22 protein-coding genes and 1 tRNA gene are annotated in these 18,233 nt (G+C 66.5%); 18 read left to right on the top strand and 5 right to left on the bottom strand.

Annotated elements, in window-relative coordinates; translation table 11 throughout:
- Nucleotides 1-5 precede the first annotated feature (5 nt).
- Entirely contained in the window at nt 6-452 is a 447-nt protein-coding gene (locus ASE72_RS05985) for a hypothetical protein (protein ID WP_056017884.1), read from the bottom strand.
- A gap of 161 nt (nt 453-613) precedes the next feature.
- On the opposite strand from ASE72_RS05985, the gene rpiB reads away from it, so the two are divergent.
- The 5 genes from rpiB (at nt 614) to ASE72_RS05960 (ending at nt 4,275) form a co-directional block, all read left to right on the top strand.
- Complete coding sequence (rpiB, locus tag ASE72_RS05980) at nt 614-1,072, top strand: ribose 5-phosphate isomerase B (protein WP_056017881.1); 459 nt, start codon at nt 614-616, stop codon at nt 1,070-1,072.
- The gene (locus tag ASE72_RS05975) at nt 1,069-2,379 is read left to right on the top strand and encodes a serine hydroxymethyltransferase (RefSeq protein WP_056017878.1); all 1,311 of its coding nucleotides are present in this window, start codon (nt 1,069-1,071) and stop codon (nt 2,377-2,379) included. Before rpiB ends, ASE72_RS05975 begins: the two co-directional genes overlap by 4 nt.
- A gap of 5 nt (nt 2,380-2,384) precedes the next feature.
- Nucleotides 2,385-2,564 (top strand): hypothetical protein, encoded by a 180-nt coding sequence (locus ASE72_RS05970; RefSeq protein ID WP_055882487.1) that lies wholly within the window; start codon nt 2,385-2,387, stop codon nt 2,562-2,564.
- Entirely contained in the window at nt 2,565-3,029 is a 465-nt protein-coding gene (gene nrdR / locus ASE72_RS05965) for a transcriptional regulator NrdR (RefSeq protein WP_056017875.1), read from the top strand.
- Nucleotides 3,030-3,189: 160 nt separating this feature from the next.
- Nucleotides 3,190-4,275 (top strand): TrmH family RNA methyltransferase, encoded by a 1,086-nt coding sequence (locus tag ASE72_RS05960; RefSeq protein ID WP_082445804.1) that lies wholly within the window; start codon nt 3,190-3,192, stop codon nt 4,273-4,275.
- A gap of 121 nt (nt 4,276-4,396) precedes the next feature.
- Here ASE72_RS05960 and ASE72_RS05955 read toward each other — a convergent pair whose 3' ends face one another.
- Nucleotides 4,397-4,696 carry a chorismate mutase gene (locus ASE72_RS05955; protein ID WP_056017872.1) on the bottom strand — a complete coding sequence of 100 codons (300 nt, stop codon included), beginning with the start codon at nt 4,694-4,696 and terminating at the stop codon, nt 4,397-4,399.
- Between the two features lie 181 nt (nt 4,697-4,877).
- Between ASE72_RS05955 and rpsD the strand changes: the two genes are divergently transcribed.
- The 6 genes from rpsD (at nt 4,878) to ASE72_RS05925 (ending at nt 10,437) form a co-directional block, all read left to right on the top strand.
- On the top strand, nt 4,878-5,492 hold the full coding sequence (gene rpsD / locus ASE72_RS05950; protein WP_056017869.1) for a 30S ribosomal protein S4: 615 nt from the start codon (nt 4,878-4,880) through the stop codon (nt 5,490-5,492).
- Nucleotides 5,493-5,664: 172 nt separating this feature from the next.
- On the top strand, nt 5,665-7,296 hold the full coding sequence (locus tag ASE72_RS05945) for a M28 family peptidase (protein WP_056017866.1): 1,632 nt from the start codon (nt 5,665-5,667) through the stop codon (nt 7,294-7,296).
- A complete protein-coding gene (locus ASE72_RS05940) occupies nt 7,297-8,265 on the top strand; it encodes an agmatine deiminase family protein (RefSeq protein ID WP_056017863.1) in 969 nt (322 codons plus the stop codon).
- Nucleotides 8,265-8,615 (top strand): DUF3147 family protein, encoded by a 351-nt coding sequence (locus ASE72_RS05935; protein WP_056017860.1) that lies wholly within the window; start codon nt 8,265-8,267, stop codon nt 8,613-8,615. Before ASE72_RS05940 ends, ASE72_RS05935 begins: the two co-directional genes overlap by 1 nt.
- An 8-nt stretch (nt 8,616-8,623) precedes the next feature.
- Complete coding sequence (gene aguB, locus ASE72_RS05930; RefSeq protein WP_056017857.1) at nt 8,624-9,484, top strand: N-carbamoylputrescine amidase; 861 nt, start codon at nt 8,624-8,626, stop codon at nt 9,482-9,484.
- 35 nt (nt 9,485-9,519) lie between these two features.
- On the top strand, nt 9,520-10,437 hold the full coding sequence (locus ASE72_RS05925; RefSeq protein ID WP_156350145.1) for a hypothetical protein: 918 nt from the start codon (nt 9,520-9,522) through the stop codon (nt 10,435-10,437).
- On the opposite strand, the gene ASE72_RS05920 is transcribed toward ASE72_RS05925, so the two are convergent.
- Nucleotides 10,434-11,087 carry a uracil-DNA glycosylase gene (locus ASE72_RS05920; RefSeq protein WP_056017851.1) on the bottom strand — a complete coding sequence of 218 codons (654 nt, stop codon included), beginning with the start codon at nt 11,085-11,087 and terminating at the stop codon, nt 10,434-10,436. The two genes, ASE72_RS05925 and ASE72_RS05920, sit on opposite strands and share 4 nt — an antisense overlap.
- Nucleotides 11,088-11,109: 22 nt before the next feature.
- On the opposite strand from ASE72_RS05920, the gene folK reads away from it, so the two are divergent.
- From folK to ASE72_RS05895, 5 genes are all read left to right on the top strand, one after another.
- Nucleotides 11,110-11,586 (top strand): 2-amino-4-hydroxy-6-hydroxymethyldihydropteridine diphosphokinase, encoded by a 477-nt coding sequence (gene folK / locus ASE72_RS05915; RefSeq protein WP_056017848.1) that lies wholly within the window; start codon nt 11,110-11,112, stop codon nt 11,584-11,586.
- 19 nt (nt 11,587-11,605) lie between these two features.
- Nucleotides 11,606-11,681: transfer RNA gene (locus ASE72_RS05910), tRNA-Lys, on the top strand.
- Nucleotides 11,682-11,756: 75 nt separating this feature from the next.
- The gene (locus ASE72_RS05905) at nt 11,757-12,176 is read left to right on the top strand and encodes an HIRAN domain-containing protein (protein ID WP_056017846.1); all 420 of its coding nucleotides are present in this window, start codon (nt 11,757-11,759) and stop codon (nt 12,174-12,176) included.
- Between the two features lie 262 nt (nt 12,177-12,438).
- Nucleotides 12,439-12,708: a DUF1488 family protein gene (locus tag ASE72_RS05900; protein ID WP_056017843.1), complete on the top strand. Its 270-nt coding sequence runs from the start codon at nt 12,439-12,441 to the stop codon at nt 12,706-12,708.
- 59 nt (nt 12,709-12,767) lie between these two features.
- Nucleotides 12,768-13,430, top strand: coding sequence for a phosphatase PAP2 family protein (locus tag ASE72_RS05895; RefSeq protein WP_235532248.1), 663 nt, complete (start codon nt 12,768-12,770; stop codon nt 13,428-13,430).
- A 48-nt stretch (nt 13,431-13,478) separates the two neighbouring features.
- Here the strand turns inward: ASE72_RS05895 and galE are convergent, their stop codons facing one another.
- A complete protein-coding gene (gene galE / locus ASE72_RS05890; RefSeq protein ID WP_056017840.1) occupies nt 13,479-14,459 on the bottom strand; it encodes a UDP-glucose 4-epimerase GalE in 981 nt (326 codons plus the stop codon).
- Nucleotides 14,460-14,551: 92 nt separating this feature from the next.
- On the opposite strand from galE, the gene msrA reads away from it, so the two are divergent.
- Nucleotides 14,552-15,094 carry a peptide-methionine (S)-S-oxide reductase MsrA gene (gene msrA / locus ASE72_RS05885; RefSeq protein ID WP_031395728.1) on the top strand — a complete coding sequence of 181 codons (543 nt, stop codon included), beginning with the start codon at nt 14,552-14,554 and terminating at the stop codon, nt 15,092-15,094.
- Between the two features lie 119 nt (nt 15,095-15,213).
- On the opposite strand, the gene ASE72_RS05880 is transcribed toward msrA, so the two are convergent.
- A complete protein-coding gene (locus tag ASE72_RS05880; RefSeq protein ID WP_056017837.1) occupies nt 15,214-16,218 on the bottom strand; it encodes an L-threonylcarbamoyladenylate synthase in 1,005 nt (334 codons plus the stop codon).
- A gap of 46 nt (nt 16,219-16,264) precedes the next feature.
- On the opposite strand from ASE72_RS05880, the gene ASE72_RS05875 reads away from it, so the two are divergent.
- On the top strand, nt 16,265-17,977 hold the full coding sequence (locus ASE72_RS05875) for an acyl-CoA dehydrogenase (RefSeq protein ID WP_056017835.1): 1,713 nt from the start codon (nt 16,265-16,267) through the stop codon (nt 17,975-17,977).
- Nucleotides 17,978-18,233: the final 256 nt, after the last annotated feature.

Here is an 18,233-nt window from a genome sequence, read left to right as displayed (position 1 = left end):
GGACACTAGCGTGCTGATCCGTTGCGACAATAGCCTTCGCCGGTCTTGACCGTCAGGCAGTCGGTCTTGCCGGCCAGATATTTCAGACCCGTAGCGTTGCCATCGGTCGGGCGCAGGATTTCGCGCACGCCGCCGCGCGTGAAGACGATCGTGTCGCCGACCGCCTGCCCGTCGAACTCGCCCTTGTTGTCGAGATCCCACTGCATCGCGAGACGGAAGCGCCCCGGGGCCGCTGCGGGGGTGATGTCGAGGACCATGCCCTCGACCCCGATCCACCGCCCCGACAGGTCGCGCGTCTGCGGCGCGACGACCTTTTCCGGGCGCGTGGTCTCGGTCGCGCCCGCCGACGTCGCGACCGGCTCGCTACGTGTCTCGGGCGCAGGGCCAGAGCATGCGGCAAGCGCGAGCGCCAAAGCGAGGGCAGGGGCGGCGGGCAGGGGGAAGGCGTTCATGGCGTATCCTTGACCGCAGCAGGGCGGTCATTGCAATCCTCCTCCGGCAGGGGGGGAGGATCGTTCGCGCCTCCAGGCGCATCGCGCGAACAGGTGTGGCAAATTCCGGCTCGGGTGGGTAAGGGGCTGGGCACCCGATCCCGATCACAGGAATACGCCAGGTGCGCATCGCCATCGCGTCCGACCACGCCGCCGTTTCGTTGAAAGCGGTGCTTGCCGCGTGGCTGACCGAGGCAGGGCACGACGTGCTCGATCTCGGACCCCAGGGCACCGCGAGCGTCGATTATCCCGATTATGGCTATGCGCTGGCCGCCGCGATCGAAGACGGTCGCGCCGAGCGCGGGATCGCGCTGTGCGGCTCGGGGATCGGCATCTCGATCGCCGCGAACCGCAACCCCGCCTGCCGCTGCGCGCTCGTCTCCGAGCCGTTGTCGGCGAGCCTCGCGCGGATCCACAACGACGCCAACGCCATCGCGATGGGCGCGCGGCTGATCGGCGAAGAAATGGCCAAGGCGTGCGTCGAAGCCTTCCTGTCCGCCGATTTCGCCGGCGGCCGTCATCAACATCGTGTCGACAAGCTCTCCGCCATCGACAGCGTTTCAGCAAAGGTCCCCGCATGAGCACCCAGCCCAACACGCTCCATGACGTCCAGCCGGACGGCTTCTTCACCCGTGGTCTCGCCGATGCGGATGCCGCGGTGTTCGCCGGCGTCGCCGCCGAGCTCGGCCGCGAGCAGACGCAGATCGAGCTGATCGCGTCCGAGAACATCGTCTCGAAGGCGGTGCTCGAGGCGCAGGGCTCGGTGTTCACCAACAAATATGCGGAGGGCTATCCGGGCAAGCGCTATTACCAGGGCTGCGCGCCGTCGGACACGGTCGAGACGTTAGCTATCGAGCGCGCCAAGCAGATCTTCGGCTGCGGCTTCGTCAACGTCCAGCCGCATTCGGGCGCGCAGGCGAACGGCGCAGTGATGCTCGCGCTGGTCAAGCCGGGCGACACGATCCTCGGGATGAGCCTCGATGCCGGCGGCCACCTGACTCACGGCGCCAAGCCCGCGCAGTCGGGCAAGTGGTTCAACGCGATCCAGTACGGCGTCGATGCGACCACGCACCTGATCGACTATGACGCGGTCGAGGCGCTGGCGGTCGAGCATCAGCCAAAGCTGATCATCGCGGGCGGCTCGGCCTATCCGCGCGTCATCGACTTCGCGCGCTTCCGGGCGATCGCGGACAAGGTCGGCGCGTATTTCATGGTCGACATGGCGCATTTCGCCGGGATCGTCGCAGCCGGGCTGCACCCGACGCCGTTCGGCCACGCGCATGTCGTGACGACCACCACGCACAAGACGCTGCGGGGCCCGCGCGGCGGCATGATCATGACGAATGACGAGGCCGTCGCGAAGAAGATCAACTCGGCGGTGTTCCCGGGCCTCCAGGGCGGTCCGCTGATGCACGTGATCGCAGCGAAGGCGGTCGCATTTGGCGAGGCGCTCCAGCCCGACTTTAAGAGCTATATCGCCGCCGTCGTCGAGAATGCGAAGGTGCTGGCGGCGACGCTGAAGGAGCGCGGCTCGGACGTCGTTTCGGGCGGCACCGACACGCATCTGGCGCTGATCGACCTCACGCCGCTCGGCATCACCGGCCGCGATGCGGACGAGGCGCTCGAGCGCGCGGGGATCACCTGCAACAAGAATGGCATCCCCAACGATCCGTTGCCGCCGATGAAGACCAGCGGCATCCGCGTCGGCAGCCCTGCCGGCACGACGCGCGGCTTCGGCCCGGCCGAGTTCCGCGAGATCGGTAACATGGTCGCCGACGTACTGGACGGGCTCGCGAAAAAGGGCGAGCATGGGGACCCGGAGGTCGAGGCGGACGTTCGGACGCGTGTTCGCACGCTGTGCGCACGCTTCCCGATCTATCAAGGATAATGAGCATGTCGAAGATCGACGAAATCCAGAACGACATCAAGGCGACCCCCGGCCTCGGCAAGAGCATGGCCAAGTGGAGCGCGCTCGGCGCAGTCGTGGCGATCCCGGTGCCGGTGATCGGCCCGATCTTCGGTGCGCTCGCCGGCGCGGGCTACGCCTATTACAAGGGCAAGAAGAAGGTCTGAATGCGCTGCCCTTTTTGCGGACATGACGACAGCCAGGTAAAGGACAGCCGCCCTACCGAAGACGGGGCGGCGATCCGGCGCCGGCGCCAGTGCGAAGGCTGCGCCGCGCGTTTCACGACGTTCGAACGCATCCAGCTGCGCGAACTGTTCGTCTTGAAGAGCGAGGGGCGTAGAGAGCCGTTCGACCGCGAGAAGCTGTTGCGGTCGCTGTCGATCGCGACGCGCAAGCGGGCGATCGAGGCGGGGCGGATCGAGAAGCTTGTGAGCGGGATCCAGCGGCGGCTCGAGACGCTCGGCGAGAACGACGTCACGTCGAAGCGGATCGGTGAGATGGTGATGGACGGGCTCAAGGGGCTCGATTCGGTCGCGTATATCCGGTTTGCGAGTGTGTACCGGGATTTCAGCGAGGCGAAGGACTTCGAGGCGTTTGCCGGGAGTGTCGAGGAGGTCGGGCGGGCGGAGTGATCCGGGCGTGTCCGTCGATACGCGCTCTCGACTTCGCGCGATCCCAACTCGGGACGAACGGCTGCATTGCACCAGTATCGCCCGCGACCTGCCCCTTCCCGTTCGTCCCGAGTAGACGTCGAGCTTGTCGAGACGGCGTATCGAGGGATAAGCCCCGCCGATGACATTCTGGGCCTATGTGGTGCGCTGCGCCGACGACAGTTATTATACCGGACATACGGACGATCTGGAGCGCCGGGTCGGCCAGCATAACCTTGGCGAGATTCCGGGGTACACGCAGACAAGACGCCCGGTCGAGCTGATGTGGAGCCAGGAATTCCCCTCGCGGCAGGAGGCGCTCGCGGCCGAGTTTCAGGTCAAGGACTGGTCGCGCAAGAAGAAGGAGGCGCTGTTCCGCGACGACTGGGCGGCGGTGTCCGCGGCGGCGCGCAAGCCGGAGCGCGCCGAACCTGTCCCTCGATACGAGGTCTCGACGAGCTCGACCTCTACTCGGGACGAACGGGATGGGGGTGTCGCAGCCCCACCCCCGGTGATCGTCCTCGTCCGCCCCCAACTCGGCGAGAACATCGGCAAGGCCGCGCGCGCGATGCTCAACTTCGGGCTCGTCGAGATGCGCCTCGTCTCCCCGCGCGACGGCTGGCCCAACCCCTCTGCTGGTCCCGCCGCCAGTGGTGCCGACATCGTCCTGCAAAACGCGCAGGTCTTCGACAGCGTCGCCGCCGCCACCGCCGACTGCGCGCAGGTCTTCGCCACTACGGTCCGCAAGCGTGGCGTGACCAAGCCGGTCGTCACCCCCGAACAGGCCGCGACCGAAATCCACGCCGCCCCCGGCCGCTCAGCGATCCTGTTCGGACCCGAGCGCTCGGGCCTCGAAACCGACGACGTCGCGGTCGCACGGACGATCATCACGGTGCCGATCAATCCCGAATTCGGGTCCTTGAACCTCGCCCAGGCGGTGATCCTAGTCGCGTATGAATGGTCGAAGGGGCTGACCGCGGAGCGCGAGCTCAGCCAGCCGTCGATCAATCCGATCATGCCGCCCGCACTGCAGGAGGAGCTCGACGGGATGATCGGCCAGCTCGATACGATGCTGATGGGGGCGGGGTTCTTCTATCCGCCCGACAAGATCCAGACGACGCGGCGGACGCTGCGTACGCTGCTGACCAAGCCCGGCTGGTCGAGCCAGGAGATCCGGACGATGCGCGGGGTGTTGTCGTCGCTGGCGGGGAAGAAGCCTAGAGCCTGATCTCCGTCATCCTGGGCTCGACCCAGGATCCAGAGCCAGAGAGGGCGGCGTTTGTGGCTCTGGATCCTGGATCAAGTCCAGGATGACGGGAGCGGGGTGGCGGCGTCCTCCGCAGCCCGTCTCAGCGCCGGTCGAACGCCGCCAGCTCATACGCGATCGAGGCCTCGACCAGCCCCTCCCACAGATCTGCCACCACAGCTTCCGGAACGCCGAGCTTCGCCGCCTCCGCCCGCACATTCTCGATAACCTGCGTCTTGCGCGCCTCGTCGCGCACATGCCCCCGCTCGGGCTTGATGCGCGCGGCGGCGTCCATATAGGCAAAGCGTCTGGCCAGCAGCGCGACGAGTTCGCGATCGAGCGCGTCGACGCCCGCGCGGACCTCGGTCATGGTGGTGCAGTCGGGTCCGGATAGGATGGTCATGCGCGCCTCTTGCCGAGCGACCCGCAGCCTGTCCAGCTTGACTCTGGCGCTCCCCCCGTCTAGGCGCCCGCCTTCGCAATGGCCCTGCACCCCGGTGAAGCGGTGGCCCTGCCTTGTCCTAAACGACGACCAGCAGAGCGATACCGGGACCAACGTTGTTTGCATTTGCAAAGGTTTTATCATGTCGAAGCGTCAAAGCGCGAAGTACAAACTCGATCGCCGTATGGGCGAGAACATCTGGGGCCGCCCCAAGTCGCCGGTCAACAAGCGCGAATACGGCCCGGGCCAGCATGGCCAGCGCCGCAAGGGCAAGGTCAGCGACTTCGGTATCCAGCTGCGCGCCAAGCAGAAGCTCAAGGGCTATTATGGCGACGTGACCGAGAAGCAGTTCCGCGCCTGCTACCATGAGGCGGCTCGTCTGAAGGGCGATACCTCGCAGAACCTGATCGGCCTGCTCGAGCAGCGTCTCGACATGATCGTCTACCGCGCCAAGTTCGCGCCGACGATCTTCGCAGCCCGTCAGATCGTTTCGCACGGCCACATCCGCGTCAACGGCGTGAAGTGCAACATCGCGTCGCGTCGCTGCTTCGTCGGTGACGAGATCACGCTGGGTTCGAAGGCGCAGGAAATGGCGCTGGTGATGGAAGCACAGAGCCTCGCCGAGCGCGAGATCCCCGACTATGTCGCTCCCGATGGTGCGGCCAAGGTAACCTTCACGCGCGTGCCCACGCTCGACGAAGTGCCTTACCCGGTGAAGATGGAACCGAACCTCGTCGTCGAGTTCTATTCGCGCTGAGTCGAGAGTAACGAGACCGGCCGGCGTCGCTCAAGCGACGTCCGACGACGTGGCTTCGCCACGGCGCGGTCCGAAACAGAAAAGGGCGGTCCTTCGGGGCCGCCCTTTTTCGTTGCGTGGACATAGCGACCGCGCTTTGCCAGAACGCGCGGCATTCACTCGGGAGATCCCTATGCGCGCTGCCCTTCTGTCCCTGCTCCTTCTCGGCACCGCCGCCTCGGCGCAGACCGCGCCCGCGATCTCGGTCGAGACGCTGAAGACCGTGACGCAGACATTGTCGTCCGACGCCTATGAAGGCCGCGCGCCGACTACGCCCGGCGAGGCGAAGACCGTCGCCTATCTCGTCGCGCAGATGAAGGCCGCGGGGCTGAAACCCGGCAACAGGGGCAGCTGGACCCAGGACGTGCCGATGGTCGAGATCACCGCAAAGGACGTGAAGCCCTTCGTCTTCACCGGCGGCAAGACCCCCGTCAGCCTCGCCTATCGCACCGACATGGTCGCGGGGACCTACCGCGTCGCACCGACCTCGACCGTGACGAACAGCGACGTCGTCTTCGTCGGCTACGGCATCACCGCCCCCGAAAAGGGCTGGGACGATTATGCGGGCGTCGACGTGAAGGGGAAGACCGTCGTCATCCTCATCAACGACGCCGACTGGCAGACGATGGGCCGCGAAGGACCGTTCGAGGGCCGCGCGATGACCTGGTATGGCCGCTGGCCGTACAAGTTCGAGAATGCGGCGAAGCACGGCGCGGCGGCGGCGATCATCGTCCACGATACCGAGCCCGCGGCCTATCCCTGGGCGGTGGTGCAGTCGTCCTGGACCGGGCCGCAGCTCGAGCTCGACGAGAAGGGCGATCATCTCGACCAGTCGCAGGTCATCGGCTGGATGCAGAAGCCTGCCGCCGAGCGCGTCTTCGCGAGTGCGGGCAAGGATTATGCGGCGCTCGCCGCGGCGGCCAAGGTGAAGGGCTTCAAGGCGGTACCGCTCGGGCTCAAGCTGTCGACCGGCTTTGCCAACACGATCCGGCGCCAGGCGTCGAGGAACGTCATCGGCGTGCTGCCGGGGAAGACCGTACCGAACGATTACGTGCTGTATTCGGCGCACTGGGATCATCTCGGCCGCTGCGATGCGGTGGGTGGCGACGACATCTGCAACGGCGCCGCGGACAATGCGACGGGCACCGCGGGGCTGATCGCGCTCGCGCAGGCGCATGTGAAGGCGGGTCCTGCCAAGCGCTCGATCGCGTTCCTCGCGGTGACCGCGGAGGAATCGGGGCTGCTCGGCTCGCGCTATTATGCCGAGCATCCGATCTATCCGCTCGCGCGGACGGTCGGCGGCGTGAACATGGACGTGCTGAACGTCGACGGGCGCGTGAAGGACTTCGTGCTGACGGGGGCCGGCAAGTCGGAGATCGAGGATCTGGTCAAGCCGTTCGTCGCCGCGCAGGGCCGCGTGATCGGCGTCGAGGCCAACCCCGAACGCGGCGGCTATTATCGCTCGGATCATTTCAGCTTCGCCAAGCTCGGCGTGCCGATGCTCGATGGCGGCAGCGGCGAGGACCTGGTGGTCGGCGGCACCGCGGCGGGTCATGCCGCGCGCGAGGACTATGTCGCCAACCGCTATCACAAGCCCGCCGACGAATATGACGCCAAATGGGACTGGTCGGGTGCGGTCGAGGATCTGACGATCTATTACGGGCTCGGCCGCAAGCTCGCCGACGACACGGCGCTGTGGCCGAACTGGTACAAAACCGCCGAATTCCGCAACATCCGCGACAAAGATCGCGCAGGAGCCAAGTAAGTGACGACACTCCCCCCGCCCGCCGAATGGGCGCATCACAAGGCCGTCTGGATCGGCTTTCCAAGCCATGCCGATCTGTGGCTCGACGATCTTGAACCCGCGCGTGACGAGGTCGTCGCCTTTGCGTCCGCAGTCCATGCCGACGGCAAGGGCGAGACGGTGATCCTGGTTGCCGCGGACGAGGGCTCGGCGCGGACCGCGCGTCGGCTCGCCCCGTTCGCCGAGGTCGTGGTCGAGCCGTTCGGCGACATCTGGCTGCGCGACACCGCGCCGATCATCGTTGGCGACGGCACCGCGCACCAGTTCGTCTTCAACGGCTGGGGCGGCAAATACGACCTGCCCGGCGACGACACGATCGGCCGCCGTCTGGCCGAGGGCCGCGGCAAGACGCTCTCGGCATTCGACTGGGTGCTCGAAGGCGGCGCGGTCGATGGCGACGGCACGGGCGTGGTCGTCACGACCGAGCAGTGCCTGCTCAACCGCAACCGCAACCCCGACCTCGACAAGGCGGAGATCGAGGCGCGGCTGAAGTCCGACCTCGGCTTCAGCCAGGTCGTGTGGCTCGGCGACGGGCTCGTCAACGATCATACCGACGGCCATGTCGACAATCTCGCGCGCTTCGTCGGCGAGGGTCGCGTCGCGGTCCCCGAGGCGGCCGAGAACGACCCCAACTGGCAGGTCTATCAGCTGGCGAAGCGGGATGCGGAACGCGCCGGCCTGACGGTGGTCGGCATCCCGTCGCCCGGCCGCGTGCTGCGCGACGAGGAGATCGTGCCCGCCAGCTACATGAATTTCTACATCGGCAATGCCGCCGTCGTCGTGCCGCTCTACGGCGCGGAGAATGACGGCGCCGCGGTCGCGGCGATCCAGGCGATCTTCCCCGACCGTCAGGTTGTCGGGCAGCGTGCGGATCATATCCTGACCGGCGGCGGCAGCTTCCACTGCATCAGCCAGCAAATCCCCGGCTGATGCTCGCCTTCGCGGTCCGCGCGGTCCTGTCCGGGATCATCGTCGCGCTGATCGCGGCCATCGCCCGGCGGAGTCCGGCGGCAGGGGCGCTCGTCGCGTCGCTGCCGCTGCTGTCGGTGCTCGGCATGATCTGGCTGTGGCACGACACCGGCGACCGCGTCCGGCTGGCCGCGCATGCCGAGGCGACCTTCTGGTACGTGCTGCCCTCGCTGCCGATGTTCCTGCTGATCCCGGCGCTGTTGCGGCACGGTGTCGGATTCTGGGTTTCGCTTGCTGCCGGTTGCGTCCTGACGATCCTTCTCTATCTCGCGGTCGTCGCAATCGCGGCGCGCTTCGGCGTGACGCTATAGGAATTCGCATGACCGAGATCACCGTCGCCGCGCTCCAGCTCGGCTTCACTGCCGATATCGACAAGAATATCGCCAATGTCTCGCGGCTCGTCCGCGAGGCGGCGTCGCGCGGCGCGCAGGTGATCCTGCCGCCCGAATTGTTCGAGGGCGAATATTTCTGCCGTGTCGAGGACGAGGGCCTGTTCGCCAACGCCGCCCCCGTCGGCGAGCACAAGGCGGTGCTCGCGATGCAGGCGCTCGCCGAGGCGCTCAAGGTCACGATTCCGACCAGCTTCTTCGAGGCCGATGGCCCGCACCATTACAACAGCCTCGCGATGATCGGCCCCGACGGCGAGGTGCAGGGCGTCTATCGCAAGAGCCACATCCCCGACGGCCCGGGCTATGAGGAAAAATTCTATTTCCGCCCCGGCAATACCGGCTTCAAGGTCTGGCCGCATGCCGCCGCGCAGGGCCGTTCGACGCTCGGCGTCGGCGTCTGCTGGGACCAATGGTATCCCGAGACCGCGCGCGCGATGATGCTGATGGGCGCCGAAGTCCTGTTCTACCCGACCGCGATCGGCAGCGAGCCGCACGACACCAGCCTCGACACCGCGCGGCTGTGGCGGCGTGCGATGGTCGGGCATGCGGTCAGCAACGTCGTGCCCATCGTCGCCGCCAACCGCGTCGGCGTCGAGCATGGCCAGACCTTCTACGGCACCAGCTTCATCGCCGACGAGCGCGGGGATATCCTCGCCGAACTCGGTCGCGACGACGAGGGCGTGATCACCGCAACGATCGATCTCGACATCGTCAAGCGCCACCGCGCCGCTTTTGGATTCTTCCGTGACCGCCGGCCTGATCTTTACGGGAGACTTGTTGCAGACGTCTAGCTATCGTGAAGTTCTTCGTGGCGGAGACATGTGCTATGGTGAACAGAACTTCGCGGGTTATCTTGCTGGCGATCGGTGCTTCGACCATGGCAAATGCGCAGGACAAGTTGGCTCGCCAGCCGGACGTTGAGCCACCCGCGGGGCAAACGGCATTACCTCCCGCGGCAGCATCTGAGAATGATATTGTCATTCAAGGATACAGGCTGCGTAAAGATATCGATACGACTGCGCGTTATCCAACGGCAATCTCAACGATCAATATTCGTGCGCGCTACGACGCCAGCGAGCGAATGGCAAAATGTGCCGCGCGTAGCAATTTGAGCGAGTATGCCTGGCTGCACAAGGTTGTTGATGGCGAGTTCAATAGTGTTCGTCACGCCTACGCGCAGGATAGACTGGCTCGGATCTATGCGACGTGTGGCGAAGGGGCCAATGCACTCGGACGTCAGGGGCGCGATGCCACGGAACTCGAGGCTGCCACTGCTATGAATGGTGGGCAGAAAGGTATTTCACCAAATATCGAGGCCGCGCCGCTCGGCCATTCCATTTATGATCGCGGCGCGTTCACGATCCAAGCATTGAAGATGTTCGTACCAGACTTGGAACTCACCACGGAGCAGACGCGTGATCCGGAGGTCGAACGCCGATTCGATCTCCGGGAGATTCCGCGTAACCGCTTTCGTTCGCCGGTCGACCAAGCCTATTATCGTATTGCAGCGTGCATGGTGCGGCTGCAGCCCAAACTATCCGTGCAGTTGGCGTTAGGTGACGGTCCCGCACTGTTTGGCGATCTTCAGGCTGCTTTGATCGATCAGGCAAGGCCCTGTGTTGGCGGCGCGAAGAACGTTCAGGTCGATCCTACCCAGTTCCGGATTTATATTGCGGATGCGGTTTATCGTTGGGCAGTCGCAGCGCGCAACGTCGCCTCACTGATCCCCGCAGACAAGGGTTAGCGCAACTCCAGCGCCCGCGCGAACACGGCTTCGAACATGTCGGGGGTCAGGACGCGGGTGTTCTGGTTGTAGCGCGAGCAGTGATAGCTATCGATCAGGATGCGGCCGTCGGGCATGACATGCTCGGCGAGATGCCCGAACTTGGCCTTGGGCAGCCGCCCGCCGAGCAGTTTCACGCTGGTCTGGTGCGCGATCTGGCCGAGGGCGATGAAAACTCGCGCCTTAGGCAACTCCGCGAGCTGGTTCTCGACGAACGGGCGGCAGGTGCGGATTTCCTCCGGCGTCGGCTTGTTCTGCGGCGGCAGGCATTTGACTGCGTTGATGATGATCGCGCCGTTCAGCTTTAGCCCGTCATCGGGTTTCGCTGCGAACACGCCGTCTGCCAGCCCGAACTTGCCGAGCGTGTCGTAGAGCAATTGCCCCGCGAAATCGCCGGTGAACGGACGCCCGGTGCGGTTGGCGCCGTGCTTGCCGGGCGCGAGGCCGATGATGCCGAGCCACGCATCGGGATCGCCGAACGCGGGGACGGGGGCATTCCACCAGGTCGGAAATTCGGCGCGCAATTCGTTGCGGAAGGCGACGAGACGCGGGCAATTGGGACAGTCGTGCGGCGGCTCGGTTTCGGGCAGCGGGGAGGGTGCGAAGTTCATCGCGGTGCGTTAGGCGGGTCGGATGGAGCGGACAACCTATGCGATCGCGCTCGGATCGAATCGGCGCGGAATCCACGGTGCGCCCGCCGCGACGATCCGCGCCGCGCTGGCGGCGGTCGGGGGCGTCGTCGCCGTGTCGCCGATCATCGCGAGCGCGCCGCTCGGGCCGTCGATCCGGCGCTACGCCAATGCGGTCGCGCTGGTCGAGACGCACGACTCGCCGCCCGTGCTGCTTGCGCGGCTGAAGCGAATCGAGACCGCGTTCGGTCGGCGGCGCGGCCGCCGCTGGGGATCGCGCGTGATCGATCTCGACATCATCCTGTGGTCCGGCGGCGCATGGCGGGGGCCGGGGCTGAGCGTGCCGCATGCCGCCTATCGGGACCGCGGCTTCGTGCTGGCCCCGCTCGCGCGCATCGCGCCGCGGTGGCGCGACCCGCTGACCGGGCAAAGCGTCCGTCATCTCGCGCACAAGGTTGACCGACCGCGGCTGCGCCCCTAGTGGCTCGCAGCCGATATACGGGTCCGTAGCTCAGTTGGTAGAGCAAGCGACTTTTAATCGAGAGGTCCCGGGTTCGAGCCCCGGCGGACCCACCATCGGCACCTTATCCTCTCGCAGACTCCCGATTCGCACCGGTTGCACCGCGGCGGCGGTGCGCGCATCGTCGCGCGATGGACGAACTCACCACGTCGATCGTCGGGATCGACTTTCCCAATACCGACAAGAGCCGGAGCAACCGGCGGATGGAAATCCTGCTCTGCGCGTCCGGCGACCGCGTGACCTTGCGCCGCGAGCCCAAGAACCCGCATGATCCGAATGCGGTCGGCGTGTGGAGCGAGCGCGACATCCAGATGGGCTATATCAGCGCCGAGCGCGCGCCGCTGATCGGCCAGCGCATGCAGGCTGACGAAACGGTCGCGGTGTTCCAGGCGATGCATGGCGGCGGCGCGTATATCCGCATCCGCTTCGGTGGCGGCGACCCGACGCTGCCCCCTCCGGTCGCGGATACGGGTCGCCGGGCCGCCCCACCCGCGCCGGACCGGAGCGACGGCTTCTATCCCGACGAGGACGGGCCCGAATGGGGCGCCTGAGCGCTGCCGGTCTCCCGCCCGAGCCCCTTTCCGTCATGCTGACGAACGTCAGGATCCAGAGCCAGTCGCGCCAGCGCGCGTAATCCAGGCGTACGGCGCTATCCGCGCGTACCGTCCCGGTCATCCGGATCAAAGCCGGCAGTCACGGGTTATCGCTGCCATACCTACCCCGCACCGGCGACGCGCGAAGGCGTTTTCCGGGGTTGCCCCATGCGAGGGGCGCGGGCAGGGACATTCGCGCAACCCCCGGGAGTCCACAGACATGGCCAGCAGCCTCGTAATCGACCAGAACAGCCTTACCGACAACGACCGCGAGCGGCAGGTCGAATTTACCGCCGAGATCGATGGCGACGACCGCGACTTCGCGGTGAAATACGCCGTGCTCAAGGAACTGAGCGGCGATGAGCCCGAGGATGATGCGCTCGAACTGTTCGAACGCTTCAGCGACGAGATCATCGACGTCTGCGCCGAGGCAGCGATGAAGAAGCCATCGGCGTCGCTCGTCGTGATCGACGAGGGCGATCTGGAGTAAGCTCCGTCGTTAGCCAGCAAAACGGCGCGGACGACGGTCCGCATCGTCGTCGCCTGCCCGTGGTGCTGGCGGGCGCGTCGGTCGGCGCGGCGGGGATCGCGGTCGTCCTGCTCATTGGTCTGGCCATCGGTCACTGGCCGTTTGCGTTCGACCGCGCGATCATCGTCGGTCTGCGCGACTGGGGTAGCCCGTCGTGGCTGCCCAAGGTCGCCGCGGACGTCACTGCGCTTGGCGGCGGCGTCATCCTGACGATCGTCGTCCTGCTTGCCACGGGTCTGCTCGCCGTTCAGCGGCTCTGGCTAAGCGCAGCGGCGACGCTTGCGGCGAGCATCAGCGGCGGCCTCGTCGTCAGCCTGGTCAAGACCGAGGTCGCACGTCCGCGCCCGGATCTCGTCGACCACCTTGTTCAGGTGTCGAACATGAGTTTCCCCAGCGGCCATTCGGCAAACAGCGCGATCGTCTATCTGACGCTCGCCGGGCTGGCCTCGCAGGTCACCGTATCCGCCGCCGCGCGCCGCTATATCCTCGTGATGGCGATCATCATGGTCGGAGCGATCGGCTGCAGCCGCGTCTATCTCGGCGTACACTGGCCAAGCGACGTGCTCGCCGGCTGGAGTTTCGGGACGTTATGGGCGCTTGGCTGGTGGCTTGCGACCGCGCGCGCACGCGAGGCGATCGGCGGCGAACGTCACGCCTTTGGTACGCCGCCGGCCGACGCCTGATCTCCTTCTTCAGCCCTCCCCCGGCGGGGAGGACTAAGGATGGAGACCCTAGCGCTGGCGTTCGGCGAGCGTGCGCTCCCAGGCCAGTGCGTCGCGGACGATGCCGTCGAGATCGGCATGGCGCGGCGTCCAGTCGAGCGTCGCGAGGATCGCGCTGTTGTCCGAGATCAGCATCGCCGGATCGCCTGCGCGGCGCCCCTCGAGGCGGCGATCGATCGTCATGTTGGTGACCTTGTCGACCGCGTCGAGCACCTGCAGCACCGAGAAGCCCGTCCCATAGCCCGCGTTGAGCGTGTGGCTCTTGCCCGGATCGGCGACCAGCAGGTCGAGTGCGGCGACATGCGCAGCGGCAAGGTCGCTGACATGGATATAGTCGCGCACGCCCGTACCGTCTGGCGTGTCGAAATCGGTGCCGTAGACCCCGACATGGCTGCGCTTGCCCGTCGCCGCCTCGACCGCGATCTTGATCAGGTGAGTCGCGCCGACCGTCGACTGGCCGCTGCGCCCTTGTGGATCCGCGCCCGCGACGTTGAAATAGCGTAAAGCGGCATAGTTGATCGGGTGCGCCGCCGCGACGTCGCGCAGCATCGCCTCGGTCATGAGCTTGGACATGCCGTAGGGATTGATCGGCACCGTCGGATCGCCCTCGGCGACCGGCACCTTTTCGGGCGTGCCATAGGTCGCCGCGGTCGACGAGAAGATGAAGTGCGGCACCCCTTCCGCCACCGCGCTCTCGATCAGCGACCGGCTGGCGGCGGTGTTGTTGCGGTAATATTTGAGCGGGTCGCTGACCGATTCGGGCACCACGACCGAGCCTGCGAAATGCATGATCGCGCGGACCTTGTGATCGCGGATCGCCGCGCGGACCTTCGCATCGTCGGCGACATTCGCCTCGACCAGCGTCGCGCGGGGATCGACCGCCCAGTCGAAGCCGGTGACCAGATTGTCGACCACGACCACCTCATGCCCCGCGTCGAGCAGCGCCAGGACCGCATGGCTGCCGATATAGCCGGCGCCGCCCGTTACCATCACCCTGCCATCAAGCCTTGGACCGTCGATCACATGTGTCTCCTCTTTGTTGCGGGGTAGCGGCTTCCTATCTTGGCGGAAAGGAGATCGTGATGACGGATTATGTAACGCTGGCGGGCGGGTGCTTCTGGTGCACCGAGGCCGTGTTCAAGGACGTGATCGGCGTCGAAAGCGCCGAGAGCGGCTATATCGGCGGGCATGTGCCTGATCCGACGTACAAACAGGTGTGCGGCGGCGATACCGGCCATGCCGAGGCGATCCGGATCGGCTTCGATCCCGAACAGCTGAAACTTGGCGACCTGCTCGACATCTTCTTCGCGACGCACGACGCGACGACGCTCAACCGGCAGGGCAACGACGTCGGCACGCAATATCGTTCGGCAATGTTCCCTGCCGACGATGCGCAGAAGGCGGAGATGCAGGCGGCGCTCGAGCGCGCGCAGGCGGACAGCGCCAAGCCGATCGTCACGACGATCGAGCCGATGACCACCTGGTACGAGGCCGAAGGCTATCACCAGGATTATTGGGAAACCTCGGGGCGCTCCAACCCCTATTGCATGGCGGTGATCCCGCCAAAGCTGCAGAAGCTGCGCAAGAGCTTCGCCGCACGGTCGAAGGCGGCGGTCAGCGCGTAAGCCTTGAACCGGCCGGACGAGCCACACCCCCCGTCATCCTGACGAAAGTCAGGATCCAGGGTTTCGGGGGGTGTCGCTCGTGGCTCTGGGTCCTGACGTTCGTCAGGATGACGAGAGCGTCAGCGATGCGCAGCGCGGCGGAGGCGGTCGTTGATTGCTTCGCCGATGCCGTCGAACGGGATCGGCGCGATAGCAATCCGCGCGCTCGCATTTGCGTCAGCGGCGTGGAGCAGGTCGAATAACCTCGCGGCGGCTTTGACGAGGTTTCCCGATGCGGAGAGCGATACGTCGCCCGCGACGTCGCCAAACCCGATCAGCCACTCATCGCGTTCCGCATCGATCGCGTTCAACCGGAGCACCTTGCTCGGCGCGTAGTGGCTATCAAGCTGTCCCGGCGCCGTCACCGCACGCCCCCCCGGCGAAGGCCGGGGCCCAATTGGGGGACGGTCATGATCCGCACCGCGCTCCATTACAGGAGACGTGCCAATTGGGCCCCGGCATTCGCCGGGGAGGTGCTGGCGGAGAGCGTCGGCCGTCACCGGCCCCGGCCGCAACACCGACCGCCCCGCCACGATCGTCGATTCCAGCCCCGCCTCGGTCGCGCCGTCGTCGAGGATCAGCGGCACGTTCCCTCCCAGACTCGCTGCCACATGCACCGCGCTGGTCGGGCTGATCCCCCCGCTCGCATTGGCAGACGGCGCCGCGAGCGGCCGGCCCGACGCTGCGATCAGGCCCTGCATCGCGCGGTGGCGCGGCACCCGGATCGCGATCGTATCGAGCCCCGCGGTCACCAGCGCCGCAATCCCCGAATCGTGGCGCACCGGCAGCACCAAAGTGAGCGGCCCCGGCCAGAACGCCGCGGCCAGCGCCAACGCATCCGCGTCGAGCAACGCGATCCGCTCCGCCGCCGCCAGATCGGCGACATGCACGATCAGCGGGTTGAAACTCGGACGGCCCTTGGCGGCATAGATGCGCGCCACCGCCTCGGCATTGGTCGCGTCCGCGGCGAGGCCATAGACCGTCTCGGTCGGCACCGCGACGATACCGCCTGCGCGAATCAGCGTTGCGGCCTCGGCGATCGCGGCTGTGCCGTAGGGTAAAATCCGAGGGTGTGGACGGGTCATTTCACAGGCTTATAGCGGGTCCAAACCGTAGCGATAAGAGGATGCGATGGCCTTCACACCGGCAACCACCGAACAGCGTTTCGTGCTCGATCACGTCGTACGGATCGGCGACCTTGCAGACACCGAACGCTATGCCGCCGCGAGCGGCGACGTCGTCGACGCGGTGCTCGAAGGCGTCGGGCAGCTCGCCGCCGGCGAATGGGCGCCGCTCAACCGCACCGGCGACACCGTCGGCGCGAAATGGACCCCCGAGGGCGTCGTCATGCCCGACGGCTTCGCGCAGGCGTACAAGGATTATGTCGAGGGCGGCTGGGGCGGAATCGGCGTCGAGGAAGAATGGGGCGGGCAGGGCCTTCCTTTCGCGATCCAGACCGCGGTGCTCGACACGCTGGGTTCGGCGAACATGGGCTTCGCGCTCTGCCCGACGCTGACCGTCGGCGCGATCGAGGCGCTCCAGCATCACGGCAGTCCCGAACAGCAGGCGCTCTACCTCCCGCATCTCGCGACCGGCGAATGGACCGGCACGATGAACCTGACCGAACCGCAGGCCGGCTCCGACGTGGGCGCGCTCCGCGCGACCGCGACGCCACTCGGCGACGGCAAATGGTCGATCAAGGGCACCAAGATCTACATCTCGTTCGGCGATCACGACATGGCGCCGAATATCGTCCACCTCGTCCTCGCACGGACGCCGGGCGCACCGGCCGGGACCAAGGGCATCTCGCTGTTCCTCGTGCCCAAATACCGGCTTCAGGACGACGGCACGCCGGGCGACTTCAACGACGTCCGTGTCGTCTCGATCGAGCACAAGATGGGGCTCCACGCCTCGCCGACCTGCGTCTTGAGCTTCGGCGACAGTGACGACTGCGTCGGCGAGCTGATCGGCGCGGAACTGGGCGGCATCCGCGCGATGTTCACGATGATGAACAATGCGCGGCTCAACGTCGGGCTTCAGGGCGTGCAGGTCGCCGAGGGCGCGACGCAAGGCGCGGTCGCCTATGCGCTCGACCGAGTCCAGTCGGCACGCGCGGGTTCGCCGAACAAGGAGTCGGTCAAGATCGTCGAGCATCCCGACGTCCGCCGCATGCTGATGCGGATGAAGGCGCAGACGCAGGCGGCGCGTGCGCTCGTCTATTACGCCGCGGGGCAGGTCGATCGCGCCAATCTGGGCGATCACGCCGCGCGCAACCGCCTCGAACTCGTCACGCCGCTCGCCAAGGCGCATGGCACCGATCTCGGCAACGAGGTCGCAAGCCTCGGCATCCAGGTGCATGGCGGCATGGGCTATGTCGAGGAGACCGGCGCCGCACAGTATTTCCGCGATGCGCGCATCACGCCGATCTACGAGGGGACGAACGGCATCCAGGCCGCGGACTTGGTTGGCCGCAAGCTCGGTCTCGACAATGGCGGCGCGTTTGCCGCGCTGATCGCCGACATCCGCGCGGAGGCAAAGGACGAGCGTCTGCTGGCGCTGGTCGACGCGTGCGAGGCGATCGGGCGTCGCCTGGCGACCGCGGACGCCGACGACAAGCTCGCGGCAAGCTATCCGTTCCTGACGATGCTGTCGGTCGCGACCTGCGGCTGGCTGATGGAGCGGCAGGGCGGCGTCGCCGGCACCGACGACTTCGGCCGGATGAAGACCGCCGCGGTGCGGTTCTACCTCGACCAGATCGTCCCCGAGGCGATGGGGCTCAACGCGGCCGCCAATGCCAGCGCGGCGGTGCTCTATTCGATCGAGGCGGACCTGTTCGCCGCCTGAGCCGCGCGATCAAGCCCCGTCATCCTGACGAAAGTCAGGATCCAAAGTCACGCGCGCCGGCGTCTGTGGCTCTGGATCCTGGGTCGAGCCCAGGATGACGGAGGGGGTAGGGCCGGCGCTTGTCCATTCTCCTCTACCCCCCGTTCGATCCTCCACCGTCCGTTCGCCCTGAGCGAAGTCGAGGGGCACGTCTCAACCTTAGGTGCTTCGACTTCGCTCAACACGAACGGTATAGGGGGCGGAAAAGGGATACAGA

The sequence above is a fragment of the Sphingomonas sp. Leaf20 genome, assembly GCF_001421535.1.
Lineage (GTDB): Bacteria > Pseudomonadota > Alphaproteobacteria > Sphingomonadales > Sphingomonadaceae > Sphingomonas.
This window is presented reverse-complemented; position numbering and strand designations above follow the sequence as displayed.